General features: G+C 65.5%; 21 protein-coding genes and 1 riboswitch. Of the genes, 6 read left to right on the forward strand and 15 right to left on the reverse strand.

The genetic code is table 11. The features are described from left to right. Positions 1–68: 68 nt before the first annotated feature. From XF30_RS04005 to XF30_RS04015, 3 genes are all read right to left on the reverse strand, one after another. Entirely contained in the window at positions 69–677 is a 609-nt protein-coding gene (locus XF30_RS04005) for a 2-hydroxychromene-2-carboxylate isomerase (protein ID WP_192893025.1), read from the reverse strand. Between the two features lie 101 nt (positions 678–778). Further along, entirely contained in the window at positions 779–2,128 is a 1,350-nt protein-coding gene (locus XF30_RS04010) for an MATE family efflux transporter (RefSeq protein ID WP_109141983.1), read from the reverse strand. Positions 2,129–2,216: 88 nt separating this feature from the next. Beyond that, positions 2,217–2,813: a DUF2239 family protein gene (locus XF30_RS04015; RefSeq protein WP_109141984.1), complete on the reverse strand. Its 597-nt coding sequence runs from the start codon at positions 2,811–2,813 to the stop codon at positions 2,217–2,219. A 151-nt stretch (positions 2,814–2,964) separates the two neighbouring features. On the opposite strand from XF30_RS04015, the gene XF30_RS04020 reads away from it, so the two are divergent. Next, the gene (locus XF30_RS04020) at positions 2,965–3,630 is read left to right on the forward strand and encodes a glutathione S-transferase family protein (protein ID WP_036038860.1); all 666 of its coding nucleotides are present in this window, start codon (positions 2,965–2,967) and stop codon (positions 3,628–3,630) included. A gap of 29 nt (positions 3,631–3,659) precedes the next feature. On the opposite strand, the gene ggt is transcribed toward XF30_RS04020, so the two are convergent. After that, positions 3,660–5,411, reverse strand: coding sequence for a gamma-glutamyltransferase (ggt, locus tag XF30_RS04025; RefSeq protein ID WP_109141985.1), 1,752 nt, complete (start codon positions 5,409–5,411; stop codon positions 3,660–3,662). 100 nt (positions 5,412–5,511) lie between these two features. Here ggt and XF30_RS04030 point away from each other — a divergent pair, with 100 nt between their 5' ends. Further along, on the forward strand, positions 5,512–6,897 hold the full coding sequence (locus tag XF30_RS04030; RefSeq protein ID WP_109141986.1) for an MFS transporter: 1,386 nt from the start codon (positions 5,512–5,514) through the stop codon (positions 6,895–6,897). 121 nt (positions 6,898–7,018) lie between these two features. Here XF30_RS04030 and purH read toward each other — a convergent pair whose 3' ends face one another. The 3 genes from purH to XF30_RS04045 all read right to left on the reverse strand — a co-directional run bounded on the left by purH (position 7,019) and on the right by XF30_RS04045 (position 11,999). Beyond that, positions 7,019–8,611 carry a bifunctional phosphoribosylaminoimidazolecarboxamide formyltransferase/IMP cyclohydrolase gene (gene purH, locus XF30_RS04035; RefSeq protein WP_109141987.1) on the reverse strand — a complete coding sequence of 531 codons (1,593 nt, stop codon included), beginning with the start codon at positions 8,609–8,611 and terminating at the stop codon, positions 7,019–7,021. Between the two features lie 24 nt (positions 8,612–8,635). Further along, positions 8,636–8,717, reverse strand: a riboswitch (ZMP/ZTP riboswitch). A 59-nt stretch (positions 8,718–8,776) separates the two neighbouring features. Continuing rightward, complete coding sequence (locus XF30_RS04040; RefSeq protein WP_192893026.1) at positions 8,777–10,495, reverse strand: heparinase II/III family protein; 1,719 nt, start codon at positions 10,493–10,495, stop codon at positions 8,777–8,779. A 157-nt stretch (positions 10,496–10,652) separates the two neighbouring features. Continuing rightward, positions 10,653–11,999: an RsmB/NOP family class I SAM-dependent RNA methyltransferase gene (locus XF30_RS04045; protein WP_109141989.1), complete on the reverse strand. Its 1,347-nt coding sequence runs from the start codon at positions 11,997–11,999 to the stop codon at positions 10,653–10,655. A 188-nt stretch (positions 12,000–12,187) separates the two neighbouring features. Here XF30_RS04045 and XF30_RS04050 point away from each other — a divergent pair, with 188 nt between their 5' ends. Next, entirely contained in the window at positions 12,188–12,397 is a 210-nt protein-coding gene (locus XF30_RS04050; RefSeq protein ID WP_036024240.1) for a DUF1674 domain-containing protein, read from the forward strand. Between the two features lie 49 nt (positions 12,398–12,446). Here XF30_RS04050 and cysN read toward each other — a convergent pair whose 3' ends face one another. The 4 genes from cysN to XF30_RS04070 all read right to left on the reverse strand — a co-directional run bounded on the left by cysN (position 12,447) and on the right by XF30_RS04070 (position 18,203). Next, the gene (cysN, locus tag XF30_RS04055; protein WP_109141990.1) at positions 12,447–14,342 is read right to left on the reverse strand and encodes a sulfate adenylyltransferase subunit CysN; all 1,896 of its coding nucleotides are present in this window, start codon (positions 14,340–14,342) and stop codon (positions 12,447–12,449) included. Further along, a complete protein-coding gene (gene cysD / locus XF30_RS04060) occupies positions 14,342–15,304 on the reverse strand; it encodes a sulfate adenylyltransferase subunit CysD (RefSeq protein WP_109145560.1) in 963 nt (320 codons plus the stop codon). The genes cysN and cysD overlap by 1 nt, the downstream gene beginning before the upstream one ends. A gap of 5 nt (positions 15,305–15,309) precedes the next feature. Beyond that, a complete protein-coding gene (locus XF30_RS04065) occupies positions 15,310–16,329 on the reverse strand; it encodes a sulfotransferase family protein (RefSeq protein ID WP_109141991.1) in 1,020 nt (339 codons plus the stop codon). 155 nt (positions 16,330–16,484) lie between these two features. Further along, positions 16,485–18,203, reverse strand: a complete 1,719-nt coding sequence (locus tag XF30_RS04070; RefSeq protein ID WP_109141992.1) for a methyl-accepting chemotaxis protein — start codon at positions 18,201–18,203, stop codon at positions 16,485–16,487. A 202-nt stretch (positions 18,204–18,405) separates the two neighbouring features. Here XF30_RS04070 and XF30_RS04075 point away from each other — a divergent pair, with 202 nt between their 5' ends. Beyond that, positions 18,406–18,990 carry a thermonuclease family protein gene (locus XF30_RS04075; RefSeq protein ID WP_036024234.1) on the forward strand — a complete coding sequence of 195 codons (585 nt, stop codon included), beginning with the start codon at positions 18,406–18,408 and terminating at the stop codon, positions 18,988–18,990. Between the two features lie 53 nt (positions 18,991–19,043). On the opposite strand, the gene XF30_RS04080 is transcribed toward XF30_RS04075, so the two are convergent. Together XF30_RS04080 and acs are read right to left on the reverse strand one after the other, a co-directional pair. Beyond that, positions 19,044–19,559, reverse strand: a complete 516-nt coding sequence (locus tag XF30_RS04080; protein ID WP_036024233.1) for a L,D-transpeptidase — start codon at positions 19,557–19,559, stop codon at positions 19,044–19,046. Positions 19,560–20,001: 442 nt separating this feature from the next. Then, on the reverse strand, positions 20,002–21,948 hold the full coding sequence (gene acs / locus XF30_RS04085) for an acetate--CoA ligase (protein ID WP_036024231.1): 1,947 nt from the start codon (positions 21,946–21,948) through the stop codon (positions 20,002–20,004). Between the two features lie 392 nt (positions 21,949–22,340). Here acs and XF30_RS04090 point away from each other — a divergent pair, with 392 nt between their 5' ends. Beyond that, entirely contained in the window at positions 22,341–23,510 is a 1,170-nt protein-coding gene (locus tag XF30_RS04090; protein ID WP_036024230.1) for a DNA topoisomerase IB, read from the forward strand. A 108-nt stretch (positions 23,511–23,618) separates the two neighbouring features. Here XF30_RS04090 and XF30_RS04095 read toward each other — a convergent pair whose 3' ends face one another. Then, on the reverse strand, positions 23,619–24,074 hold the full coding sequence (locus tag XF30_RS04095) for an SRPBCC family protein (RefSeq protein WP_036024228.1): 456 nt from the start codon (positions 24,072–24,074) through the stop codon (positions 23,619–23,621). A 101-nt stretch (positions 24,075–24,175) separates the two neighbouring features. Here XF30_RS04095 and XF30_RS04100 point away from each other — a divergent pair, with 101 nt between their 5' ends. Further along, positions 24,176–25,270, forward strand: coding sequence for an adenylate/guanylate cyclase domain-containing protein (locus tag XF30_RS04100; RefSeq protein WP_192893382.1), 1,095 nt, complete (start codon positions 24,176–24,178; stop codon positions 25,268–25,270). 76 nt (positions 25,271–25,346) lie between these two features. Here XF30_RS04100 and XF30_RS04105 read toward each other — a convergent pair whose 3' ends face one another. After that, positions 25,347–25,775, reverse strand: a complete 429-nt coding sequence (locus tag XF30_RS04105) for an EVE domain-containing protein (RefSeq protein WP_109141994.1) — start codon at positions 25,773–25,775, stop codon at positions 25,347–25,349.

Genomic DNA, 25,775 nt, shown 5'->3' on the forward strand with positions numbered 1-25,775 from the left:
GCGAATAGGGAGTAGCGAATAGTGGGCGCGATTTCCACTCGCTATTCGCTACTCGCCATTCGCGCGCTTCACTTTCCCGACACCATCTCCTCGACCTCGCGCAACTGCTCCTTGCCGAAGAACATTTCATTGCCGACGAAGAAGGTCGGCGAGCCGAAGGCGCCGCGGGCGACCGCCTCCTCGGTGTTCTTGATCAGCTTGGCCTTCACCTCGGGTTCCCCGGCGCGGGCGAACAGCTTTTGCGCATCGAGACCAGACGACGCCAGCGCCTTCGCCGCGATCTCGGGATCGTCCATCTTCTTCGGCTCGCGCCAAATGTGGTGGAAGGTGGCCTCGACATATGTCTCGAACACGCCCTCGAGCTGCGCTGCGATCGCTGCGCGCATCAGGTTCAGCGTGTTGACGGGAAAGTGCGGATTCCAGACATAGGGCTGGACATTGAAGCGTTTGATGAAGCGCTCGGTCTCGACCTGCTGGAACTCCCGCTTGTTCTTGATGCCGGCGAGCGTCTCGGCCGGCGACTTGTTGTTGGTCGACTTGAAGATGCCGCCGAGCAGGATCGGTACATATTCGAACTTGACGCCGATCCGCTGTTCGATGGCGGGAATCGCCAGATGGCTGAGATAGGCGTTGGGGCTACCGAAATCGAACAGGAATTGCGGGGCGGTGCGGGTCAAAATCATTCTCCCTGGCCTGGCTTTCTGAGCGGCTTTTTCTCATTGTGGCGCAGGCCGCGCCACAGGTCTATCGTTTAATGACGGTCATAATACTTTGACCGTCAGATCAGGCGCTGCATCGCCCGCTTGCGCCACACCAGATGGTAATAGCCCATCTGCAGAATCAACATGGCGCAGAACACGATGGGATAGGCGGCCCACACGCCGGTCAGGCCGACCGTGTGGCTGAGGATGATTGCAGCCGGCAGCTCGATTGCGGCGATCGCGAAGATCGACAGCAGCATCGGCGTCAACGCGACGCCGGCGCCGCGCATTGCGCCCGAGAACACCGTGGCGAGCCCGAACGGCACCGAGCTCCACAAGGCGATGTTGAGCAATCCCTTCGCCAGATCCAGCACGGCGCCCTCGGTGATGAAGATACCGAGCACCGCGCGTGGCGCGAGGTAGATCAGCGCCACCAACCCGCCGGTCAGGACGATATTGAACGCAAGGCCCATCCGCACGATGCCGTCAAGCTGGGCCCGGTCGCCGCCGCCGACGGCCTGGGCGCCGAGGATCGAGACCGCGATCGAAATCGACATCGCCGTGAACTGGGTGTAGCCCATCACCTGGTTGACGGCGCCATAGGCCGCGGTGGCATTCGAGCCGAAGCCGTTGACGAGGCCGAGCAGCACAAGCTCGGCGATCGCCATCACCACCATGCCGATCGCGCTCGGCAGGCCGATGCCGAGGACTTTGCCGAGCACGGCGCCGTTCAGCCGGAGGTGACGCAGCAGCGTCGCATCCGGCGCGAGCGCGTGCTTTCTCCGCAGCAGATAGGCAGCCAGCACGATCAGCGTCAGCGTGTTCGAGATCGCAGCCGCCCAGGCAGGACTGGTGATGCCGGCCACCGGCAATCCGAACGTGCCGCGGATCAGCATCGGCGTCAGGATCAGGCCGATCGCCGTCGACAAGGCCAGCGCCAGCAGCGGCGTCAGTCCATCGCCGACGCCGCGGATCATCGCCGTCATCAGCAGGAAGATGAAGCCGAGCGGCATCGTCAACAGCATGATGCGCGCATAGGCGCTGGCTTCATCGAGAATGTCCGCGGGCGTGGCGAGCATCACCATCAGGGGCCGGCTGAAGATCCCGCCAACGAGTGCAATCGCTATCGAGAGCAGCAGGCCGACGGCGAGTGTCGTGCCGACGATGATCTTGATCCGGCCATGCTCGCCGGCGCCGAAGGCCTGGCCGATCAGCACGGTGGCGCCGGTGCTGAGGCCCATGACGAAGGCGAACAGGAAGAACATCACCGGGAAGAACGCCGAGACCGCGGCGAGCGCGCCGACGCCGACCATCTGGCCGAGATAGACGTTGCTGACGGTGCCGAACAGCGATTGCAGCGCGTTGCTCAGCATCAGGGGTGCGAGAAAGCGGAGGAATGTGGTCCAGAGCGGCTTTGCGGCAGACATGGCATTGGCCTTTCATCAGGGCGTGCGAAGCCGTTGCCGCGCAATGCGCGGCTCGGCCGTCGATGGGGCGTGAGAAGCGGCGCGCGGTTTAAGCGCGGTCGCTGTAGGCGAGCTTGACGATGTGGTCGCGGATGTCGGTCGGCCAGTCGGCGATCAGGCCGGTGAAGCGTCGCCGGTCATCCGCGAACAGGGCGCGCGAGGCTTCCTCGAACTGCGGCAGATCGCCGGCCATGGTCGACATGAAGTGGTAGGCCGCATCGCGCGCCTGCCGCTCGCGGTCCTTGTCGCCGCTGGCGCGCCTGGCTTCGTCGACGAGCTTGCGCAGCGCGACCGAAGCGCCGCCGGCCTGTGCGTTGAGCCACTCCCAGTGCCGCGGCAGCAAGGTCACCTCGCGCGCGACCACGCCGAGCTTCGGCCGGCCGCGACCGCGCGGCTCTGCGGGTGCTTCGGTCGCCTCAGCCGACGGCGGGACAAGCTTCGCCAAGCGCGCCAACACCTCGCGATCTCCACCACGCAGATCGAAGTCGATCGATCGGCCCGTGGCGTCCTCGAAGATGATGATTGGCTCGTCCGGCTGTGACGCCACCCGCTTGACGACCAGCGCGACCTCTCCAGCCGGCCCGGACACCAGGCGGCGTTGTCCCTGGAAAGCGGTGAAAAATTTCTGCATTGGAATCATTGCCATTTTGACGATGCTGGGTTTCTTAATACCCGGGTAAATTACTCGCGTCAATATACCCGGATAAAAATATCAGCAGCGACGGCTCGACAATGTGTTCCCGGGCTGGCACCAACGGCGCGGCCGATGACCACGACCAAGCCTTGAGGACCCCGCGATGCTGACCGTTCACCACCTCAACAATTCCCGCTCGCAGCGCGTGCTGTGGCTGCTCGAGGAGCTGGGCGTTCCCTACGAGATCGTGCGCTATCAGCGTCAGCCGGACATGCGCGCGCCGAAGGAGCTGCGCGCCATCCATCCGCTCGGCAAATCGCCCGTCATCACCGACAACGGCAACACCATCGCCGAATCAGGCGCGATCATCGAATATCTCATCGCCACCTACGGCAACGGGCGGCTGATCCCGCCGCCGAACACGCCGGAGCGGCTGCGCTACACCTATTGGCTGCACTATGCGGAAGGATCCGCGATGCAGCCGCTGCTGCTCAAGCTGCTGTTCACGCTGATGCCGAAACGTGCGCCGGCCTTGCTGCGCCCGCTGGTGCGCAAGGTCTGCAACCAGGCGCTGACCGCGCTGGTCAATCCGCAGCTGAAGCAGCACATGGACTATTGGGAAGGCGAGCTCGGCAAGAGCGAATGGTTCGCCGGCAGCGAGTTCACCGCGGCTGACATCCAGATGAGCTTTCCGCTCGAAGCCGCCCAAGCGCGCGGCGGCCTCGAGCAGGGCCATCCCAAGGCGATGGCGTTCCTGGAGCGCATCCACGCCCGGCCTGCATATGCGCGCGCGCTGGAGAAGGGCGGGCCGTATCAGGTCGGGCGGTAACTCCCTTACCCCGTCATTCCGGGAGCAGGTTACTGCCCCGCCGCCTCCGCGCCGCGCGTGCGCGGATCGGCTGCGCCCAGCGTTCGGTTCGGCGTCACCAGAATCGAGTTGGCAGATGTCTGGCCCATCGGCTCGACGACGAGGTGCCCTATCGCCTTCAGCTCGAGCAGCACGCCCTCGGGAAAGCCGCGCTCGACGCGCACTTCATCCGGCAGCCATTGGTGGTGCAGCCGCGGCGCTGCGACGGCGGCCGCAACATCCATCTTGTAATCGAGCACGTTCACGATCACCTGCAGCACGGTCGAGATGATGCGGCTGCCGCCGGGCGAGCCCGTCACCAGCACCGGCTTGCCGTCCCTCAGCACGATGGTCGGTGACATCGACGACAGCGGCCGCTTACCGGGACCGGGAAGATTCGCTTCGAAGCCGACCAGGCCATAGGCGTTGGAGGCGCCGATTGCCGCGGTGAAATCGTCGAGTTCGTTGTTGAGCAGCACGCCGGTGCCGTCGGCGACGAGGCCGACGCCGTAGCTGAAGTTCAGCGTGTAGGTGTTGCTGACGGCATTGCCGCGGGTGTCGACGACGGAAAAATGCGTGGTGTTGCTGCCCTCACGTGGCGCGGCAGGAGAGGTCACGAGCTCTTTTGACGGCGTGGCGCGTTCGAGGGAAATGTTTGCGCGCAGCTTCGCGGCATAGTCCTTCGCAATGAGGGTCTCGATCGGCGCGTTGACGAAGGCGGGATCACCGAGATAGCGGGCGCGATCGGCATAAGCGCGCTTCATGGCTTCGATCAAGAGATGCAGCGACGCCGCCGATCCCTGCTTCAGATCGGCCAGAGGGAAGCCCTCGAGGATGTTGAGCGTCTCCATCAGCACGACGCCGCCGGATGAGGGTAGCGGCATCGACACGATGTCATAGCCGCGGTAGCTGCCACGCACCGGCGTGCGGATGACCGGCTGATAGGCCTTGAGGTCGGCCGGCGTCATGATGCCGCCGGCATCGGTCACGGCCTTGGCGAGCTTCTCGGCGACCGGCCCCTCGTAGAATCCCCGCGGCCCCTGTGCAGCGACGGCCGCCAGCGTTTCGGCGAGATCGCCCTGCACCAGCCGATCGCCTTCGCCCAGCGGCGTGCCATCCGGACGCGAGAATATCCTGGCCGAAGAAGGCCAGCGTGCCAGCCGCCGGTGCCAGCTCGGCAACGTATCGGCCATGTCGTCGCTGACGATGAAGCCATCGCGTGCGAGCCCGATCGCGGGCGCCAGCAATTGCGCCAGCGTGAACTGACCCGAGCCATATTTCTCGAGCGCGAGCGCAAGGCCGGCGACGGTGCCGGGCACGCCGATGCCGAGCGCGGAATCCCGTGACTTCGCCACGTCAGGCTTGCCGTCGGTGCCGAGGAAGATCTGCGGCGTGGTGGCGGCCGGCGCGGTTTCGCGATAGTCGATCGTGATGTCTTCATTGCGATCGGCGGAATGGATCACCATGAAGCCGCCGCCGCCGATATTGCCGGCACGCGGATAGGTCACGGCCATCGCGAAGCCGGTCGCGACCGCAGCGTCGATGGCATTGCCGCCGCGCCGCAGGATGTCGGCGCCGATCTGCGCGGAGATCTTCTCCTGCGCCACCACCATGCCGTGCTCGGCGGCGACGGCGCGCACTGGCTCGCGTGCGGGCGGAACATAGCCCTGCCGTGCATCCTGAGCGGTCGCAGGGGCGAGACCGAGCACCAGGACGGTAATGGCGGCTAAAAATCTCCGCCGTGTCGAATATGACGACATCATCGAATTCCCGCCGTGGCGTTGCACCGGTTCACACCCGTCACTGTAATGCTATACCGTTTGCTCTAAGAGAGGCAAAACTGTTCGTGATGGGTGCTGCGTGATGACGACAATCGCTCCGGATGCGCGCATGGCCGGCGTGGCGCGGACCTATCCGCCGCGCGCCGCCGTCGTGAGTTGGATCTTCTTCGATTGGGCCGCGCAGCCATATTTCACGCTGATCACGACCTTCGTGTTCGCGCCCTATTTCGCGACGGCCATTGCGCCAAATCCCGCCGCCGGTCAATCCTTGTGGGGCTTTGCGATGGCGGCCGCGGGCCTTGCGATCGCGCTGTTGTCGCCGGTGCTCGGCGCCATCGCCGACGCTTCGGGCCGCAGGAAACCGTGGATCGCAGGTTTCGGTACGGTGCTTGTGCTGGCGTCCTGCACGCTCTGGATCGGCAAGCCCGGCGATCATGCCGTCATTCCGCTGGTGCTCACCGCAGTTGCGCTCGCCAGCGTCGGTGCGGAATTTGCCACGCTTTTCAACAACGCGATGATGCCGACGCTGGTGCCGCCAGAGCGGATCGGTCGTCTCTCCGGCACCGGCTGGGCCACGGGCTACATTGGCGGCATCGTCAGCCTGATCATCGTGCTCGGCCTGCTCGCCGCCAATCCCGAGACCGGCCGCACGCTGCTCGGCGTCACGCCGCTCTTCGGCCTCGATCCCCTCACACGTCAGGGCGATCGTGCCGCGGGGCCGCTGACTGCGCTGTGGTTCATCATCTTCGTGACGCCGATGTTCCTGTTCACGCCGGATTATCCGGCGAAGCGCCCGCTGGGCGAGGCGTTGCGCGAAGGCCTGTCGGAGCTGAAGCAGTCGATCAAGAGTCTGCCGAGGCAGAAATCGCTCGCGGCATTCCTGCTCGCCAACATGATCTACACCGATGGTCTGGTGTCGCTGTTCGCCTTCGGCGGCATCTATGCCGCGGGCACCTTCGGCTGGCACACCATCCAGATCGGGACGTTCGGCATCATGCTCGCGATCGCCGGCGCGCTCGGCGCCTGGTTCGGCGGCAAGCTGGATGATCGTCTCGGGCCGAAGCGCGTCATCGCCGGCAGCCTGCTGGTCCTGCTGCTGTCGGTGGCCGCGATTCTCCTCGTCGACAAGGACAGCGTCCTGTTCGTCAAGACCGCGCCGCCGCAAGCGGGCGCTGCCCTGTTCTCGAGTACGGCCGAGCGCGCCTATCTCGTGCTGGGCTGCCTGATCGGTGCAGCCGGCGGCCCGCTCCAGGCCGCTTCCCGCACGCTGCTGATCCATCTCGCGCCGAAGGATCGCATCGCGCAATATTTCGGCCTGTTTGCGCTGACGGGAAAGGTGACGTCCTTCATCGGCCCGCTCCTGATCGGCCTGGTCACCGCGCTGACCGCCAGCCAGAAGGCCGGCATGGCCGTGCTGGTGGTGTTCTTCGTTGCGGGATTGGGCCTGTTGCTGCGGGTGCGGGATTAGCCCGCATCATGCAACTCTATCCTCGTCATTGCGAGGAGCACTTGCGACGAAGCAATCTAGACCTTCCTTGCGGAGACAGACTGGATTGCTTCGCTTCGCTCGCAATGACGAGTCGATGGACTCAATGCCTGAAGTGCCGCGTTCCCGTGAACACCATGGCGATGCCGTGCTCGTCGGCGGCCTTGATCACCTCGTCGTCGCGCATGGAGCCGCCGGGCTGCACCACGGCGGTGGCGCCGGCTTCGATGCAGGCAAGCATGCCGTCGGCGAACGGGAAGAACGCATCCGAGGCCACCACCGAACCCTTGGTGTGCGGTTCGGCGAGCTTCAGCTCGGCCGCCGCATCCTGCGCCTTGCGTGCGGCGATCCGCGCTGAATCCACCCGGCTCATCTGACCCGCGCCGATACCGACGGTGGCAAGATCCTTGGCGTAGATGATGGTGTTGGACTTGACGTGTTTTGCCACCCGGAACGCAAACTTCAGATCACGCATCTCCGCATCCGTCGGCGCGCGCTTGGTGACGACCTTGAACGTCATGTCGTCGACCACGGCGTTGTCGCGGCTTTGCACCAGCAGGCCGCCGGCCACCGTCTTGGCGGTCAGGCCCGGCGCACGCGGATCGGGCAGGCTGGCGGCGAGCAGCAGGCGCAGGTTCTTCTTGCCGCCGATGATGGCGATCGCCTCTTCGCTGGCATCGGGCGCGATGATGACCTCAGTGAAGATCTTGGTGATCTCGCGCGCGGTATCGGCATCGAGGGCGCGGTTCATCGCGATGATGCCGCCGAAGGCCGAGGTGGAATCGCAGGCCAGCGCCCTGCGATAGGCCTCGACCAGGTTCGGCCCTTCGGCGACGCCGCAGGGATTGGCATGCTTGACGATGACGCAGGCCGCGGTGCGCTTGGCGTCGAACTCGCCGATGCATTCATAGGCCGCATCGGTGTCGTTGATGTTGTTGTAGGAGAGCTCCTTGCCCTGGAGCTGCCGCGCGGTGGAGACGCCGGGGCGCTTGTCCGGGGTCGCATAGAACGCGGCGGTCTGGTGCGGGTTCTCGCCATAGCGCAGCGACTGGATCAGCCGGCCGCCGAAAGCGCGGAAGTCGGGCGCGTCGATCTCGAGCTGACGGTTGAACCAGTTCGAGATCGCGGCGTCATAGGCCGCAGTGCGGGCATAGGCCTTCGCGGCGAGCCGCCGGCGCAGCTTTAGCGTGGTCGCGCCCTTGTTGGCGGCGAGCTCGTCGAGCACGGCCTGATAGTCCTGCGCCTCGACCACGACGGCAACATCGTCGTGATTCTTGGCGGCGGCGCGGATCATCGCGGGGCCGCCGATGTCGATGTTCTCGATGCAATCCTCGAAGCCCGCGCCTTTGTCGACGGTGGCCTCGAACGGATAGAGATTGACGACGAGCAGGTCGATCGGCGCGATGCCGTGCGCTTTCATCGCCTCGGCATGGTCCTTGTTGTCGCGGATCGCGAGCAAGCCGCCATGCACCTTCGGATGCAGCGTCTTGACGCGGCCGTCCATCATCTCGGGGAAGCCGGTGAGGTCGGAAACGTCCTTGACCTTGAGGCCGGCCGCTGCGATCGCTTTCGCGGTGCCGCCGGTCGAGACCAGCTCGACATCGTGCGCGGCGAGCGCCTTGGCGAACTCGATCAGGCCGGTCTTGTCGGAGACGGAGAGAAGGGCGCGGGTGACGCGGCGGGGATGGTCAGTCATGAGCAAGATCCTCTGTTCAGGGAGTGTCTATGCCCAGGCGCGCGGCTTATATGTCCCGCGCTTCCCGATGGTGCTCCATCCAAGGTCGCCAGTCGCGCGAGCGAGCGCTCGATAGCAGCTTTTGGCGTCGCTCTCAACGGGTAGATAGGGCCCGATCGCGCCTGTTTACAACGGAAGTTCCGGCTCGCGCCGGGCGTTGCGGCGGGCATTGGTCACTGCGGGCGAGGCGGTGGAGCGGACAAAGCTCCAGCGGATCGAGGGGGCCTGGCGGGCGTTCTGACGTATCACGATCTGGGCGGTGCGGCGCGGGCCGTCATTGCCGGCCAGGAATACGCTGTCCTCGAGATCGACCTTGTCGTCCAATGCCTCGAAGGTCCAGACGTCGCGGTTCGGCAGCACCAGCATGACGCCGCGCGCATCCGACAGCCGGCTCGCCTTCACCGCCGGATGCAGATGGAAGCGCAGCGCGAAATCGGCATCGGCACCTTTGAAGCGTCCGCCCTGCGGCGGCGACAGCGAGTCCTCGCCATCGATGCGCGCGCCGTCATTGGCGATCATCAGCACGCGGCGGTGGATTGCGCCGAACTTGGCGAGATAGCCGTCATGTGAGGTCGTGAGCAGCGTGCCGTTCTGCACGACCTCGCGATAGCTCTCGACCTCGACCGGGCCGCTGGTGACGGGCGCGCCGTGCAGGAGCCGCTTCATCGCCGACATCTCGACGAACTGGCATGACGACGACTCGTGATAGGTCAGGGTCGAATGCGCCGCCGTGCTGCGTGCGAACGGCCGCCAATTGTCGCGGCCGGTGGTCGGCATGCCGCAATTGGTGACGATGCGGCTGATGCCGGACGACAATTCGAACGAGAGGCAGCCGGCATGGGCGTCGTGACTGACGCCGGCCGGCGGCGGCGGGCCGGTGTCGATGATCACAGTGGTCTGGCCGGCATCGAGGCGCTGAAAGCCGGTATGCGGCATGTTCGCCATCGGCGCGCCGTGGGTGTCGTCATAGGCGAGCAGCGTGGCGAGCAGGTCGGACGATGTCGCGCTCATGCCGTTGAACAGGGCGAAATTGCCGTCGCCGTGCCGGAAGAAGCGCAGCATCGGCATCATGCGGTCGATCGCATTGAGCAGCGCCGGCGGCGGCGCGATATTGCGCGCGGCAAAAGTCTGCCGCAGTGGCAAGAGGTCGATCAGGAGCTCGATCAGCGCGCCGGGATTGCGCGAGATGTGGCCGCCATCGGGCAGGATCTGCCGCTGCAATTCGTCGGACAGCTTCTTGGAGGCGCTGCGGATGTGACGCGTCTGGTTGGCGAGGCACAGGGACGCATAGCACAGCGCGATCAGCACCTGCAGCTTCGGCACCCCGTCCGGAATGTCGACCATGGTGTAGCGCAGGAAGCGGATCTCGCGCGCTAGCGCCCGCAAGTAACGGCGGTAGAACTTGTTGTCGGTCTCGCTCAGCACCAGCGGCGCCTGCGACAGCAGCGAGATCACGCGCCGCGCCAGCACGTCGGCACGGCGCGCGACGGGGCGGCGCTTGTTGGCGGGGTTGGCGATCCAGTCCTCGATGAGCGCGCGCGCATTCGCCCGCGTCAGCGCCGTATCGGCGGCGCGCAAGTGCCGCAGCCAGCCGAAGCCGAGCAGCGCAACCTCCCAATCTTCCGACGGCGGCTCGAGGTCGAAGATCGAGCGGCCGTGGCAATTGACGATCTTGCCGGCAAAGACGAAGCGACCGGCATAGATCTCGGCAGCGCGAGTCGCATCCGCGGTCCGCAGGTCATGCGGCGCGATGATCAGCCGGTCGGTGCGGCCGGGCCAGACTCGCGACAGCACAACGGAACCGCCGCTCGCGCGCGCGAGCATGTTCCGCGCGAAGCGGTTCATGACCAGCGTCGAGATACGTCTGCGTTGAGCGACCGACACGCCTTGCCTTGATGGGGGAGAGGATCAGTGACGAATCCTTATTAATCCCAAAATCGGACGCCTGACACCACCTTGAACGGCGCGAATCAGGGTCGTGGTCGCAAAATCCAGTGCAAAATCAGGATTTAACGAGCCGGGCCGCGAAAAATCCGTCGAGCCCGCCGAGCCTGGGATCGGCGTTCGGCAGATGGCAGGGCAGGGTGCGCAGGTCGCCGTCCCCGTTGAGGATTTCGTCGAGGCCCGCAACCTCCGATGCCACGATCGGAGCGCGGCGAAGCGCGGGCTCGGCGGCGAGCAGTGCGGCCACCGCCTGCTCGCCCTCCTCGGGTTCCAGCGAACAGGTGCAATAGACCAGCGTCCCGCCCGGCTTGAGCAGCGACACCGACTTGCGCAGCAGCCGCTGCTGGAGCGCGGCCAGGGTCGCGATGTCGGAGTCCTGCCGCAGCCATGCGACGTCGGGATGCCGGCGGATCGTGCCGGTGGAGGTGCAGGGAGCATCGATCAGAATACCGTCGAAGGCCTCGGCCGGGCCGGCCCATTCCACGGCGTCAGCGACGACGGTCTCGGCTTGCAGCGACAGCCGGGCCAGGTTTTCGCGCAAACGCGCCACCCGCGCCGGCGAGCGGTCGATCGCCGTGACCTGCGCGCCCGAGAGCACCAGCTGCGCGGTCTTGCCGCCGGGGGCGGCGCAGAGATCGGCAATGGACTTGCCTTTGACATCGCCGAACAGCCGGGCGGGCAACGCGGCGGCGGCGTCCTGTACCCACCATTGTCCTTCGGCGAAGCCGGGCAGCATGGTTACCGCACCATGCAGCAGCATCCGCACCGTTCCCGTCGGCAGCATCTCACCATGCAGGCGGCTTGCCCATTGGGCGGGATCCGATTTCACCGTGAGATCGAGCGAGGGCTCGTGGCCGAGCGCCGATGCCATGTCCCGTGCGGTCGCCTCGCCATAATGAGCGCTCCAGCGCGCGAGCAGCCATGGCGGCAGATCCAGCGATTGCGTCGCGACCTCCTCGACCAGCGCCTTGCCCTCGCGCGCACAGCGGCGCAGCACGGCGTTGACGAGCCCGGCATAGCGCGCGGCGCGGCGGTCGGATTGCACGAGGCGGACGGAAAGATCGACCGCGGCGTGATCCGGCACGTCCATCCAGAGGATCTGGGCGGCGCCGATCAAAAGTGCGCTCTGCGCGCGTGGCGCGTCGGAGGGAACGCCCTTGTCGAGCAGGCGGGACAGCACATGGCCGAGCGTGCCGAGCCGGCGCAGCACCGTGGCGACCAGGCGCCGCATCAGCGCGCGGTCGCGGTCGGCCAGCGTCTTCAGTCCGGGATGGGCACCGCCGCCGTCGAGCTGGTCGTCGAGCGTGCGGTGCTTGTGCAGCACGCCGTCGACGATGTCGGCGGCAATCCGTCGCGCCGCAAGGCCGGGCACTTCGGACGGAGGGACGAAACGTTGAGATGGCATGCGGAAGCAAGGTTCTGAACGAGCGGCAGTTCCGCCGCGATGGGCGCATGCCTTGAGAAGGCGATCTCTGACACGCGAATATGCCAAATGTAAGAATCGCTTGCGGGTTTTTCAGCGCTCCGAGCCGATTTCAGGAATGCGTTATTGGGCATCGCGTTGTGCGCGGTCCTGCGCTAGAAAGCGCGGCGATGAGTGACCCCGTTCCCGATCGCAAGCCGCTGTCGCCGGCCGCCCAGCGCGCGCTGGCCGAGGCCGAGGCGCGCCGGCAGGCTGCGGCCGCCAAGGCCAAGGATGAGGCCAAGAACAAGACCAAGGCGAAGGAGCTGCAGGGGCCGAAGGGGCCCGAGCCCACCCGCTACGGCGATTGGGAGCGCAAGGGCATCGCTTCCGACTTCTGAGCTTGCAGTCGGAGCGGCTGGATAACGCCGGCAGATCTCGTCCCGGTCGTCACAGGTAGTTGTGCGCTCGCAAGTAGCGGATGATGCGTTCGCAGGCCGCCTCGCTCGACAGCTCCGAGGTGTCGATGGTGATGTCGGGCGCCAGCGGCGCTTCGTAGGGGGCATCGATGCCGGTGAATGCCGGCAGCTGGCCCGACCTAGCCTTGCGATAGAGCCCCTTGGGATCGCGGCGCTCGCATTCGGCAAGCGGCGTCGCGACATGGATCTCGATGAACTCGCCCGCTTCGAGCCGCTGGCGCGCCAGCTGGCGCTCGCTGCGGAACGGCGAGATCAGCGCCACCAGCGCGATCAAGCCGGCCTCGACGAACAGCCCCGCGATCTCCGCGACGCGCCGGACGTTCTCCGTTCTCTCCGCGTTGGAAAAGCCGAGGTCGCGGTTGATGCCGTGACGAAGATTGTCGCCGTCGAGCAACGCGGCATGGCGCCCGAGCTCGGCGAGCCGGCTGTCGACGAGATTGGCGATGGTCGATTTGCCGGCGCCGCTCAGCCCCGTGAACCAGAGCACGCAGGGCCGTTGCTGCTTCAGCCGGGCTCGCACGGATTTGTCGACCGCAAGCCGCTGCCAATGAACGTTGGTGGCGCGGCGGAGCGACATGTCGATCATTCCCGCCGCGGCAGTGCGATGGCTGATCGGGTCGATCAGGATGAAACTGCCCATCTCGCGGTTGTCGCGATAGGCCTCGAACACCAGCGGGCGGTCGAGATCGAGATGGACATAGCCGATCTCATTGACGTCGAGCGTGGCGGCGCTTTCCCGCGCCATGGTGTCGATGGCGATCCGGTGCTTGAGTTCCGTGATCACCGCGCCGGTCGAGGCGGTACCGCACCGGAGCAAATAGCGCCGGCCGGCGACCATGGCCTCGCCATCGAACCAGACGAGATGGGCCGCGAGCTGATCCGACACCGGCGCTGCAGATCCGGCGGTCAGCACGTCGCCGCGGCTGACGTCGATCTCATCGGCGAGCGTTAGGGTGATGGACTCGCCCGACCTTGCGTGATTGCGCTCGCCGGCGGGCGTGAGAATGCGCGCGATGCGGGTCTGGTGTCCCGACGGTTGCGCGCGAACGGCATCGCCCACCGAGATCGTTCCGCTCGTGATCCGTCCGCAGAAGCCGCGAAAATCCGCATGCGGCCGGCTCACCCATTGCACCGGCAGCCGGAACGGCTGCTGCGAGGTGTCCCCGGCCACGTCCACGGATTCCAGATAGGCCGTAACGGTCGGTCCCTCGTACCAGGGCATGCGCGTGCTCGCGGCGACGATATTGTCGCCGTCGGGCGCCACGACCGGGATGCACTGGACCTGGGAGATCCCGAGCTGACCGGCCAGAGTCAGGTATTCGGCGGTGATGGAAGCGAAGCGATCGCCGTCAAATCCGATCAGGTCCATCTTGTTCACGGCGAGCACGACGTGGCGGATGCCGAGCAGCGACAGGATGTGGCTGTGACGCCGCGTCTGCGTGATAACGCCCTTGCGCGCGTCGACCAGCACCACGGCGAGATCAGCATTGGAGGCACCGGTCGCCATGTTGCGCGTATATTGCGCATGTCCCGGCGTGTCGGCGACGATGAAGCGGCGCAGCTTCGTGGCGAAGAAGCGGTAGGCCACGTCGATGGTGATGCCCTGCTCGCGCTCGGCCTGCAACCCGTCGACCAGCAGCGCGAAGTCGAGGTCGCCGCCGGTGGTGCCGGCGGTCCTGCTCTCCGAGGCGAGCGCGTCGAGCTGGTCGTCGAGCAGCGTCTTCGAATCGTAGAGCAGCCGACCGACCAGCGTGCTCTTGCCGTCGTCGACGCTGCCGCAGGTGACGAAACGCAACGTCGGGCGATCGTCTTGCTCGAGCTGCGGCGCATCGGCGGCGGCGATCGCCGGTGCCTCGTGATAGGACATCAGAAATAACCTTCCGCCTTCTTGCGCTCCATCGATGCGGGACTGTCCCGGTCGATCATGCGTCCCTGTCGTTCGGAGGTGCGCGACGCCATCATCTCCTGCACGATCTCGGGCAGGGTTGCCGCCGTCGAGCTCGTTGCACCGGTGAGGGGATAGCAGCCGAGGGTGCGAAACCTGACGGAGCGCGATTGCGGCTCCTCGCCGGGTTGCAGCGGCATCCGGTCGTCGTCCACCATGATCAATGCTCCGTCGCGCTCGACCACGGGGCGCGACGCTGCGAGATAGAGCGGAACGATCGGGATGTCCTCGAGCAGGATGTAGTCCCACACGTCGATCTCGGTCCAGTTCGACAGCGGAAAGACCCGCATGCTCTCGCCGGGCGCGAGCCTCGTGTTGTAGAGGCCCCACAGCTCCGGCCGCTGGTTCTTCGGATCCCAGCGATGCGCAGCGCTGCGGTGCGAGAACACGCGCTCCTTGGCGCGCGACTTCTCCTCGTCGCGCCGCGCGCCTCCGATCGCGGCGTCGAAGCCGTGGAAGTCCAGCGCCTGTCGCAGCGCTTGCGTCTTCATGACGTCGGTGTAGCGGGCCGAGCCGTGGGTGAAAGGGTCGATGCCCTGGCGCAATCCGTCATTGTTGGTATGGACGATCAGGTCGAGACCGAGCTCGCGCGCGCGTCGGTCCCGAAACGCGATCATCTCGCGAAACTTCCAGGTCGTATCGACATGCAGCAGCGGAAACGGCGGCTTGCCGGGATCGAAGGCCTTCATCGCCAGATGCAGCAGCACCGAGGAATCCTTCCCGATGGAATACAGCATGACCGGCTTGCGGAACTCGGCCGCCGTCTCTCGCAGGATGTGGATGCTTTCCGCCTCCAGACGGCGGAGGTGGCTGGCGACGTGACGCTGCTTGCCGCCAGCACCTTCACGGAGTGCGGAATCGGCTCCGGTGGGAACGTCCAGCATGACCATCACGCAGCCGCAGCAAACCAGTCGCCGAACAGACGTTGCGACAGTGCCGCATTCAGGCCGAGATCGCGAACACAGGCGGCGACCGCGACGCGATAGGCATCATTGACCCCGCAGCGCTCCAGAGCTTCGCGTTGCGCTTCGCTCAGAGAGGCCGTCGCACGGCGCTGGTAGCGATAGGCACTGTCGGAGGTGTGCAAATTGGGCACCTTGTAGATCGTCGCTTCGCTCGGGAAGATGACGCGCGCATTGTTCGCGTGCGAGTCTCCCGGCTCACGCCAGGACGTCACGGCATTCTCGTTGAAGCTGCCCGAAAGGCCGATCCGTTCGAACAGGACACGAACCGAGGACACGGCCTCCTTGCTCACCTCGTAGACGTAGTGAGTGACGGCAACGTCCTGTCGCTGGGCGTAGCTTGCGACTTGAGCCGCGCTGAGCGCGGCGACGACATAGTGCCGCAGCAATACATCTTCAGGCGCGCGCGAGATCAGCTTGTCGAGCCACGATGCCAGTGAACTCGCCGGCTCACGATCGAGCATGATGAGATGCAGCCGGTGCCGCGGATAGCCCGCCTCGATCAGCAGCTTGAGCGGATTGAACAGGCTCTCGGCGAGCACGTAGGGCCCGATCGTTTCCTTGCTGAAGATGTGCGGCTCGTCGTCTGCCGACGGCACGGCCCACGGCGCCGGCCTCTTGCCGACGAGCGCATCGCGCAGCATGGCCTTCAAAGGCTGATAGTAGGAAGGCATCCCGGTCATGCCGAACAGATTGCTCAGGGCCGTCGATCCGACGCGCGCCTTGCCGCATGCAAAATAGAGCATGGGAAAGTCTTGCGGCGAGCGATGCCGGAAGCCGTCCGCCAGGCACTCCGTCACCTCGCGCATCAGTGTTTCGAGCGCGACGGTCCTGGTTTGGAACCCCTCCACCGGCGGAAGCAGCGTGGTGTCGAGAGAACTATCTTGCCGACGAACGAGTTCGGCGATTCGCTCGAGCGAATCGGGGGACGACGCATCGATATTCATGGCGGGGGACTCGCTGAACAGGTGCCGCAAGCGAGTTGCTTACGGCTCAATGTTCAACCTAGTGTTGTTTACGACCCCGGTCAAACCCGGGAAATCCCGGGGGCTTCATGAATGTCCGGCGAGCACGGCAATCGTGCTCGCGGCTTCGTTGTGCATTACGCAGCGCGCACGGTGCTGAGGAACTTCTCGACCTCCGTCTTCAGGAGGCTGCTTTCGCTCGACAGTGAACGCGCCGACGCCAACACCTGTCCCGACGCCGCGCCGGTCGCGCTCGCGCCATGGCTGACCTGGGCGATCTTGTCCGCGACTTCGACCGTTCCCTTGGCGGCTTCGCTGACGTTTCGCGCAATCTCGGCCGTCGCTGCGCCCTGCTGTTCGATCGTCGCGGCAATGGTCGTGGAAATATCGGAGATGCGGCCGATGGTCGTTCCGATTTCCTTGATCGCTCCGACGGAGTCCTGCGTTGCCGATTGCATGCCGGCGATCTGCGCGCTGATTTCCTCGGTCGCTCGCGCGGTTTGCGCCGCGAGCGCCTTGACCTCGCTCGCCACGACCGCAAAGCCGCGGCCGGACTCGCCGGCGCGCGCCGCCTCGATCGTTGCGTTTAGCGCCAGGAGGTTGGTCTGTTCGGCGATCGCCGTGATCAATTTGACGACGTCGCCGATGCGGCCCGCCGCCTTGAGCAGCTCGTTGATCCGGGCATCGGTGCGCTCGGCCTGCTTGACCGCATCGCCGGCGATACGGCTGGAATCGTGCACCTGACGGCCGATCTCGACGACCGACGTGCTCATTTCCTCGGCCGCGGACGCCACGGCCCCGACATTGGTGGAGGCTTCCTCCGAGGCGGCGGCGACCATTCCGGAGAGCTGCTGGGTTTGTTCGGCCGTACCCGACAACGTGCCGGCCGCGGATTCGAGCTCCTGGGATGCGGCTGACACCGAGTTGATGATGCCGCCGACCGCAGTTTCGAACGCGTTGGCAAGCCGCGTCATCTCCTGCTTGCGCTGAGCGGCCGCAGCGGCTTGATGGTTCTTCTGCTCGGCTTCCATCTGCTCGATGCGGATCAGATTGTCCTTGAAGGTCTGTGCCGCGCGGGCGTTGTCGCCGACCTCGTCGCCACGGCGGGTGTAGGGAATTTCGATCGCCTTGTTGCCTCCGGCGAGCTGCAGGAGCACATCGCCGATGCGACGGATCGGACGGGCGACGTTCGAGACGGAAAAGACTGCGGAGCCGACCAACGTCAGGACGACGAATAGGCCGACAATCAAAGCGAAATTGGCGACGCGGTCCAACTCGGCCAGCATCTCGCCCTTGCGGCGCGCGGCGAATTCGTTGGCGACGCCGACGAGATCGTCGATGCGCTTGCTGACTTCCTGCGCTGCCGGACGCATATGCTCTGCGAGAATACTTGCCTTGGCCGACTCTGCTGCAAGCTTGGCGCCACCCGCTGGGGCGGCGATGACCGCCTTTTGCGCCGCGGCGAGCTCGACGCCGCTGGCCAGATACGCATCGACGAACTTCTTGGCCTCGCGGTAAGCGTCCTGTGTGACCTTGCGGGTCGCCCGCTCTCTCGCGGCATCGATTTCGGTGCCGGCTTCGCCGGCCCGGGTACGGAGAAGCTCGAGGAGCCTGTCGACCTCTCCGGCTGACGGTGCCGAGCCGAGTTCGAGAGCGGCGAGCTGCGCGCGTGCCATCGCCGTCTGAGCCGCCTGCGCATTGCCCTTGTTGAGATAGTTGATCGTGACGAGGCGATTGGATTCGGCAATGGAGCGGTTGCCGAGCATCTGATTGGTCAGCATGCCGCCGACCAGCACGACGCTCACGCCCGTCACGATGCCGAGCTTTGTTCCAATGCGAAACCTGAATGACCTCACGGCAATCTCCCCTCGGTTTGTCGTATAACAGCTATTCGCAACCAATGATTGAGATTTGGAAAATATTCGCGGATCCCCAGTAGAACTACGGCTAACCTCTTTGACAGACGGAACTTTCGTGCATGGCCTCCGGCGCATTCGGCGTCGTTTATGGACGCGCTCGTGCTTGTGAGTTCCCCCGACTCAGACATAGCGTGAGTTGATGCGTTTCCAGGATCGCCCCAATTCCTACCGGCCGCAGTTCAGCGGCTCGCCGTTCGGCCGCCGCCTCTCCGGCCTATTGCCCTGGATGTTCGTGGTGGGCATCGCGCTGGCCGTCGTGCTCACATTCCGTCATGGAACGCACTGGCTTGTTCGCGATACCGATCGCAATGGAGATGCCGAGATCGTTCTTCAGCAGACCGGCCACGCGGATGTGCGTCCGGTCGAATTCATCCGCGCCATCGATGGCGACACTTTTCTCGCCCGTGTTCGTCTGCACGAGGGACGCGATCCCGTGGTCCGCATTCGGCTGCGCGGCATCGATGCGCCCGAACTGAAAGCATCCTGCCAGGAGGAGCTGGACAAGGCCGAAGCTGCGGCCCGTGCCTTGCGCGATCTGCTCGGCCAGGGCGGCGTGACCATCACCAATCTCGCTCCCGACAAATACGGCCGAGTCCTCGCCGACGTCGCGACCCGGCGGACTGCGAACGTCTCGGCGGCACTGCTCGCCGGCGGCTTCGTGCGCAGCTACAATGGCGGCCATCGCGACGGCTGGTGCGCGCGCGGCTGGCGGTTCTGGCAATAAAAAGGCCGCGTCGAAGACGCGGCCTTTCATTTCATCTCGGCTGATCCAGGCGATCAGCGCGTCACGACCACCGTCGTGCCGACAGAGACGCGGCCGTAGAGATCGGTGATGTCGTCGTTGAGCATGCGGATGCAGCCATAGGAGACGAAGCCGCCGATCGAGCCCGGCACGTTGGTGCCGTGGATCGCATATTCGCCGCCGGCGAGCGTCATCGCCGCAACGCCCATCGGGTTGCGCGGCGAGCCGCCCGGAATGACGTCGGGGATACCAGGCTTGTCGCGCTTCACCTCGGCGGGCGGCGCCCAGGCCGGATTGAGATATTTGCCGTCGATCTTCGTGGTGCCGGCCCACTGCTTGCCGGCTTTGCCGACGCCGACCGGATAGCGCACGGCCTGGCCGTTCCCGAGGATGAGATAAAGCCGCCGCTCGCTGGTTTTGACCACGATGGTGCCCGGCGAATAGTCGGCCAGGTGCGCCCCCACCATTTCCGGCCGCGCCTGCGCCGCCGTCGACGTCAAGGCCCCAGCCGCGATGGTGGCGGCCAGCGCCACCGCAATCCTCATCGACATCGATGCTTCCCCTTGCCCAAAACGGATCGTCCAAAATGACGCAGAACCGGCAATCGTCGCCGCACCAAGCCCTCGTCGATGCTCATTCTTAACCGCGCCCGTTAACCCAATGGTTTCCAGCCGCGGCTGCCGAGGGCCGGCCAGCAGGGGGAACAAAGAAAATGTTCGAAATAAAGTAAATGACCTGAAAACAACACTCGGCGGGAAAGATGCAGGCGCGCTGCCGCGCCCGCTGACAACAGCGTGAGGGTGTGAATGGCCGTTGGTTGAGAGGGCGCGCTGACGCGAAAACTAATCGCGTGTCCCGGATGCGCTGCAGCGTGAAACGCTGCTGCGCAGAGCCGGGATCCAGGAAGCTACACGTTCTGACGTTTAGATGGGCCCCGGCTCAGCAGCGCACCGCTGAAGGAGCGCTGCGCTGCGTCCGGGGCACGAACTCGCCTTACGCCGACTTCTTGTTCTGCCGGTTCTTGACGAGATCATCGACAACGGCGGGATCGGCGAGCGTCGAGGTGTCGCCGAGGCTGCCCGGCTCGTCCTCGGCGATCTTGCGCAGGATGCGGCGCATGATCTTGCCGGAGCGGGTCTTGGGCAGGCCCGGGGCGAACTGGATCTGGTCGGGCGAGGCGATCGGGCCGATCTCCTTGCGCACCCAGGTCACGAGCTCCTTGCGCAACTCGTCGCTCGGCTGCACGCCGGCCATCAGGGTGACATAGGCGTAGATGCCCTGACCCTTGATGTCGTGCGGGAAGCCGACGACGGCGGCTTCCGACACCTTCTCATGCGCGACCAGCGCGCTCTCGACTTCGGCGGTGCCCATGCGGTGGCCGGAGACGTTGATGACGTCGTCGACGCGGCCGGTGATCCAGTAATAGCCGTCGGCGTCGCGGCGGCAGCCGTCGCCGGTGAAGTATTTGCCCTTGTAGGTCGAGAAGTAAGTTTGTTCGAAGCGGGCGTGGTCGCCGTAGACCGTGCGCATCTGGCCGGGCCAGGACCGCGTCAGGCAGAGATTGCCTGATGTTTCGCCTTCCAGCACCTTGCCGTCGGCATCGACGATTTCAGGCACCACGCCGAAGAACGGTTGCGTCGCCGAGCCGGGCTTCAGCTTGGTCGCGCCCGGCAGCGGCGTGATCAGGATGCCGCCGGTCTCGGTCTGCCACCACGTGTCGACGATCGGGCAGCGGTCGTCGCCGACGACGCGGTGATACCACTCCCAGGCTTCGGGATTGATGGGCTCGCCGACCGAGCCGAGCAGGCGGAGCGAGGCGCGCGAGGTCTTCTTCACCGGTTCGTCGCCGGACTGCATCAGCGCGCGGATCGCGGTCGGCGCGGTGTAGAAGATGTTGACTTTGTGCTTGTCGATGACGTTCCAGAACCGCGAATTATCCGGATAATTCGGCACGCCCTCGAACATCAGCGTGGTCGCGCCGTTGGCGAGCGGCCCATAGAGAATGTAGCTGTGGCCGGTGACCCAGCCGACGTCGGCGGTGCACCAGTAGATGTCGCCGTCGTGATAGTCGAAGACGTATTGATGCGTCATCGAGGCGAACACGAGATAGCCGCCGGAGGTGTGCAGCACGCCCTTGGGTTGGCCGGTCGAGCCCGACGTGTAGAGGATGAACAGCGGATCCTCGGCGTGCATGTGCTCGACCGGGCATTCCGTGGTCACCATCGCCGCGGCCTCGTGGTACCAGAGGTCGCGCGTGGGGTTCATGTCGACCTTGGCGCCGGTGCGCTTGACCACGACGACCCAGTCGACGCCGTCGGCCTTGCTAAGCGCCGCATCGACATTGGCCTTCAGCGGCACCTTCTTGCCGCCGCGTAGGCCTTCGTCCGCGGTGATGATCACCTTGGATTGGCAGTCGTTGATGCGTTGGGCGAGGCTGTCAGGTGAGAAGCCCGCGAACACCACGGAGTGGATCGCGCCGATCCGCGCGCAGGCCAGCATTGCATAGGCGGCCTCGGGAATCATCGGCAGGTAGATGGTGACGCGGTCGCCCTTCCCGACGTTGCGGGTGCGCAGGATGTTGGCCATCCGGCAGACCTCGTCATGCAGCTCCTTGTAGGTGATGTGCTTGGACTGCGAGGGATCGTCGCCCTCCCAGATGATCGCGGTCTGGTTGGCGCGTTTGGCGAGATGCCGGTCGATGCAATTGTAGGCGACGTTCAGGATGCCGTCCTCGAACCATTTGATCGAGATGTTGCCCGGCGCGAACGAGACGTTCTCGATTTTCGTCGGCGCCTTCATCCAGTCGATGCGCTTGGCCTGCTCCGCCCAGAAACCGTTCGGGTCCGAGATCGAACGGGCGTACATCTCCTTGTACTTGGCCTGGTCGACCCAGGCGCGCTTCGCCCACTCCGCGGGGATATCGTAGATCTTCTCGGACATGCTTCCCTCCACATGCGGCAAGCTCAGGCAATGCCGACATCATCATTTGATGGATTATGCGTCGGGCTAACCGGACCCGACAAGGAGCACAAGCTGGACCTTCGACGGGCAGCCGGCCATGCGGAGAATCAAGCTCCGGAAGGCCCGCTGTCGCAAATCTGAAACAGGGCCGACGAGCACTTTCCGGCTCTTCACCCAAACCGCCAGAACAGAGACCGCAGAGCCCCCATGCGGCGAGGAGAGGTATTTAGTAACCTCTTCTCACTGATTCGGGACTCGCAATCGTGTTCGGAACACCCTAAATGGCCAACCCGGGTCCAAAGAGACCCCTTGGAACAAAAATCACAACAGCGGCATTGATCGACAACAGGACAGGGCTAAGGCGTAAGACCATGATGGATCAGCAGAATCTCGGGACGATACGGCCCGCTTCAGCCGATCCTGCAGCCATTGCCCTAGCCAAGGCCCTCGGACAATGGCCGAAACCGACCGGTTTCAGGCGCCCGAGCCCCAAGAAGACCTACGACGCGGCGCCTGCGGCGACGGTCGAGGCCCTCGCCAAGGAGCTCGGCTTGCGGCTCGGCGACCAGAACGAGCTGACCATCCGTCGTATCAGGCGCGGCAAGGGCTATTCCTTCGTCCGCCCCAACGGTGCGCATATCCGCGACGCCCGCACCATCCGGCGGCTGCATTCCATGGCGGTGCCGCCGGCCTATCGCGAGGTGCGCTACTCCGCCGACCCGAACTCGCATCTGCAGGCCGTCGGCCGCGATGCCGCGGGCCGGCTGCAATACCGCTATCACGCCGACTGGGAGAAGGTCCGCGAGCAGCGCAAGGCGCATCGCCTGGCAAAGCTCGTCGGCGCGCTGCCGAAAATCCGGCGCAAGGTCTCGGCGTTCCTGTCAGGGGACGAGCCGACGCGCGAGTTCGCGCTCTCGGCCGTGATCGAGCTGATCGCGCGCACCGCGATCCGCCCCGGCAATGAATCCTACGCCCGCCTCAACGGCACCCGCGGCGCGACCACGCTGCTGAAGTCCAACGTCACGCTGGAAGACGATTGTTTCGTGCTGACCTTCAAGGCCAAGGGCGGTAAGGCGGTGCGCAAGGAGTGCGACGCCGCCAAGCTGGTGCGCGCCATCGGCATTTTGCAGAGCGTTCCCGGCAAGCGCATGTTCCAGTATCGCGATGCCTCCGGCATCGTGCGCGCGGTCAGCACCACCCAGGTGAACGCGTTTCTGCGCGAGATCGCCGGCATCAAGATTTCCCTGAAGGATTTCCGCACGCTGATGGCGTCCGCCGTCGTGGTGGAATCGCTGTCGCGGATCACGCCGGCGAGCAGCCAGCGCGGCCGCAAGAAGCAGGTGCTGGATGCGATCCGCGCCGCCGCCGACCAGCTCTCCAACACGCCGGCGATCTGCCGCAAGAGCTACGTCCACGACACCATCGTCACCGCCTTCGAGGAGGGCATCCTCGAGCGCTTCGCCGCGACCATGACGGGTCAGCGCTCGCAGGCCAGGCGCGAGCAGTTGCTGGCGCAGGTGGTGGCGACGGCAGCAGTGTAATGAAGCGCCGCTCTCGTAAGGTGGGCAAAGCGAAGCGTGCCCACCATTTGCCCATGGTGACGGGTGGTGGGCACGGCGCGAAGAGCGCCTTTGCCCAACCTACGAGAGCTACTTATTATCTGACACACCTATGTCAGGACCGGGATCGCCGCCTGCGGCTGCGATCGTGAGCCGCTTAAGGTAGTGCGCCCAACCCGTTGCATGAGCGGCCGCCTGCGCTTCGTTCGGCAGGCCGCTATGGGTCATGCGCAGCAGCGTGCCGCCGTCCTGCTCGATCAGGTCGATCTCGATCAGGCTCGAGCCGGGCGGCACTTCCTGACCACCCTCCCAGCCGAACGTATAGGCCAGACGATGCACCGGCACGACCTCGCGGAACGCGCCGCGGGCGGCGGCGCCGTCCGGGCTGACGCCCTTGAGCAGGTAGAGCCCGCCGGGATAAGGCTCCGTGGTTGCGTCGGAGCCCATCCAGCTCAGGATCTTTTCGGGGTCGGTGAGGTAGGCGAAGACAGTGGCGCGCGGGGCCGCGATCTGGGTCTCGCGTCGCACTATGAAGGGTTCGGGCATCGGCAATCATCCCTGGTCTGACGATGGGACATGGCGGCGGCCCTGCGCTCCGTCAAGGATTGCCCGTGGCAAAGACGGCCCTGTTTCGCCATGATCGCCTCATGCAGCTCTCCCCGACCCTCGCCTGGCTCCTCGACGCGGCCTCGGATTGTCGCGGGGCCGACCACCTGCTCGCGGAGCTCGGCGCGCATCTGGCCGCCGATGGCGTGCCGCTCGCGGCAGGCGCCCTGACGCTGGAGGTGCCGCATCCGCTGATCGCGAAGCGGACCTGGCTGTGGCGTGCCGACAGCGGCCAGGTGATCGAAGCGCTCGGCTTCGCGCCGGGCGGCCTCGCGCCCGATCCACCCGACGACGCCGGCCGCCGTTGGCTGCGCGATATCGCCGGCGGCGATGTGCATGAAGATGTCGCCGGACGGCCCGATGGCCCGCTGCTCGGCTGGATCGGGCCGCGTCCGTTCACGGCGGATGAGATCGAGCAATTGCGTCAGGCCGCGCGTTTCGCCGCAACGCCGCTGGCCGTGCTCGCCGCGCGCGCCACCTTGCGGGCAACGCTCGATGCATACCTTGGCACGCGCAGCGCGGAGCGGGTACTGGCGGCGCCTCTGCGCCGCGATCTCGGCGAGACCATCCAGGCCGCACTGCTCTATGCGGACCTGCGCAATTTCACGACCCTATCGGAGACGACACCGCCGGCCGATGTCATTGCGGCGCTCGATGCCTGGTTCGATCGCATCGCCGGCGCGGTTCACGCCTTCGGCGGCGAGGTGCTGAAATTCATCGGCGACGGCGTGCTCGCGATCTTTCCGGTGCTCGAGGCGTCCCCGCGCCGCGCCTGTGACGCTGCTTTGCGCGCGGCAAGCGCAGCCGAAGCCGGGATGGCGTACCTCAACAAGGAGCGCCGCGCGCAAGGGCTGCCGCCTTTGTCGTTTGGCGCCGCGCTCCATCTCGGCGAGATGCTCTGGGGCAATATCGGCGCCGCGAACCGGCTCGACTTCACCGCGATCGGTCCCGCCGTCAACCTCGCCAGCCGTCTGGAGGGATTGTGCAAGCCGCTGGGCCGAACGGTGCTGGTGTCGGGCGCGCTCGCCGCTGAGACGGAGATGCCGCTGGTCGCGCTCGGGTCGCACTCGCTGCGCGGCATTGCCGCGCCGTGCGAGGTGTTTGCGCTGGCGGAGTCGCAAGCCCGGATATCGTAGCCCGGATGGAGCGAAGCGTAATCCGGGATCGGGCTTCAATCGAGACTTTCCCGGATTGCGCTGCGCTCCATCCGGGCTACGAAACGACGTAACTACATCCGCCCATCTTGCAGACGAGCTTCCACTCCTCTGCCGTCACCGGCTGCACGGAGAGGCGCGAATATTTCACCAGCGCCATATCCGCGAGCTTCTTCTCCGCCTTGATCGCGGCCATCGTCACCGGCGTCTTCAGGGGCTTGTCGGCCTTGATGTCGACGCAGACGAATTTGCCGGTCTTGTCGGTTGGATCGGGATAGGCCTCCTTGATGATCTCGGCGATGCCGACGATCTCCTTGCCCTCGTTGGAATGATAGAAGAACGCCTTGTCGCCCTTCTTCATGTTCACGAGGTTCTGACGGGCGGTGAAATTGCGCACGCCGGTCCAGGCCTCGCCCTTGGCGCCCTTCGCAACCTGCTGGTCCCAGGACCACACCGACGGTTCGGATTTCACGAGCCAGTACGCCAT

It is taken from the genome of Bradyrhizobium sp. SUTN9-2 (assembly GCF_003122645.1).
In the GTDB taxonomy this organism is placed as follows: domain Bacteria; phylum Pseudomonadota; class Alphaproteobacteria; order Rhizobiales; family Xanthobacteraceae; genus Bradyrhizobium; species Bradyrhizobium yuanmingense.

Bases quoted from the DNA above. Each gene is read 5' to 3' on its own strand.
- XF30_RS04080 (WP_036024233.1), bottom strand. From the start codon at position 19,559: ATGTCGATGAGGATTGCGGTGGCGCTGGCCGCCACCATCGCGGCTGGG.
- XF30_RS04105 (WP_109141994.1), bottom strand. From the start codon at position 25,775: ATGGCGTACTGGCTCGTGAAATCCGAACCGTCGGTGTGGTCCTGGGAC.
- cysN (WP_109141990.1), bottom strand. From the start codon at position 14,342: ATGTCCTATCACGAGGCACCGGCGATCGCCGCCGCCGATGCGCCGCAG.
- XF30_RS04090 (WP_036024230.1), top strand. From the start codon at position 22,341: ATGATGGATCAGCAGAATCTCGGGACGATACGGCCCGCTTCAGCCGAT.
- XF30_RS04050 (WP_036024240.1), top strand. From the start codon at position 12,188: ATGAGTGACCCCGTTCCCGATCGCAAGCCGCTGTCGCCGGCCGCCCAG.
- XF30_RS04020 (WP_036038860.1), top strand. From the start codon at position 2,965: ATGCTGACCGTTCACCACCTCAACAATTCCCGCTCGCAGCGCGTGCTG.
- XF30_RS04040 (WP_192893026.1), bottom strand. From the start codon at position 10,495: ATGAACCGCTTCGCGCGGAACATGCTCGCGCGCGCGAGCGGCGGTTCC.
- acs (WP_036024231.1), bottom strand. From the start codon at position 21,948: ATGTCCGAGAAGATCTACGATATCCCCGCGGAGTGGGCGAAGCGCGCC.
- XF30_RS04065 (WP_109141991.1), bottom strand. From the start codon at position 16,329: ATGAATATCGATGCGTCGTCCCCCGATTCGCTCGAGCGAATCGCCGAA.
- XF30_RS04030 (WP_109141986.1), top strand. From the start codon at position 5,512: ATGACGACAATCGCTCCGGATGCGCGCATGGCCGGCGTGGCGCGGACC.
- purH (WP_109141987.1), bottom strand. From the start codon at position 8,611: ATGACTGACCATCCCCGCCGCGTCACCCGCGCCCTTCTCTCCGTCTCC.
- cysD (WP_109145560.1), bottom strand. From the start codon at position 15,304: ATGCTGGACGTTCCCACCGGAGCCGATTCCGCACTCCGTGAAGGTGCT.
- XF30_RS04015 (WP_109141984.1), bottom strand. From the start codon at position 2,813: ATGGCAATGATTCCAATGCAGAAATTTTTCACCGCTTTCCAGGGACAA.
- XF30_RS04010 (WP_109141983.1), bottom strand. From the start codon at position 2,128: ATGTCTGCCGCAAAGCCGCTCTGGACCACATTCCTCCGCTTTCTCGCA.
- XF30_RS04045 (WP_109141989.1), bottom strand. From the start codon at position 11,999: ATGCCATCTCAACGTTTCGTCCCTCCGTCCGAAGTGCCCGGCCTTGCG.
- XF30_RS04075 (WP_036024234.1), top strand. From the start codon at position 18,406: ATGCGTTTCCAGGATCGCCCCAATTCCTACCGGCCGCAGTTCAGCGGC.
- XF30_RS04095 (WP_036024228.1), bottom strand. From the start codon at position 24,074: ATGCCCGAACCCTTCATAGTGCGACGCGAGACCCAGATCGCGGCCCCG.
- XF30_RS04100 (WP_192893382.1), top strand. From the start codon at position 24,176: ATGCAGCTCTCCCCGACCCTCGCCTGGCTCCTCGACGCGGCCTCGGAT.
- ggt (WP_109141985.1), bottom strand. From the start codon at position 5,411: ATGATGTCGTCATATTCGACACGGCGGAGATTTTTAGCCGCCATTACC.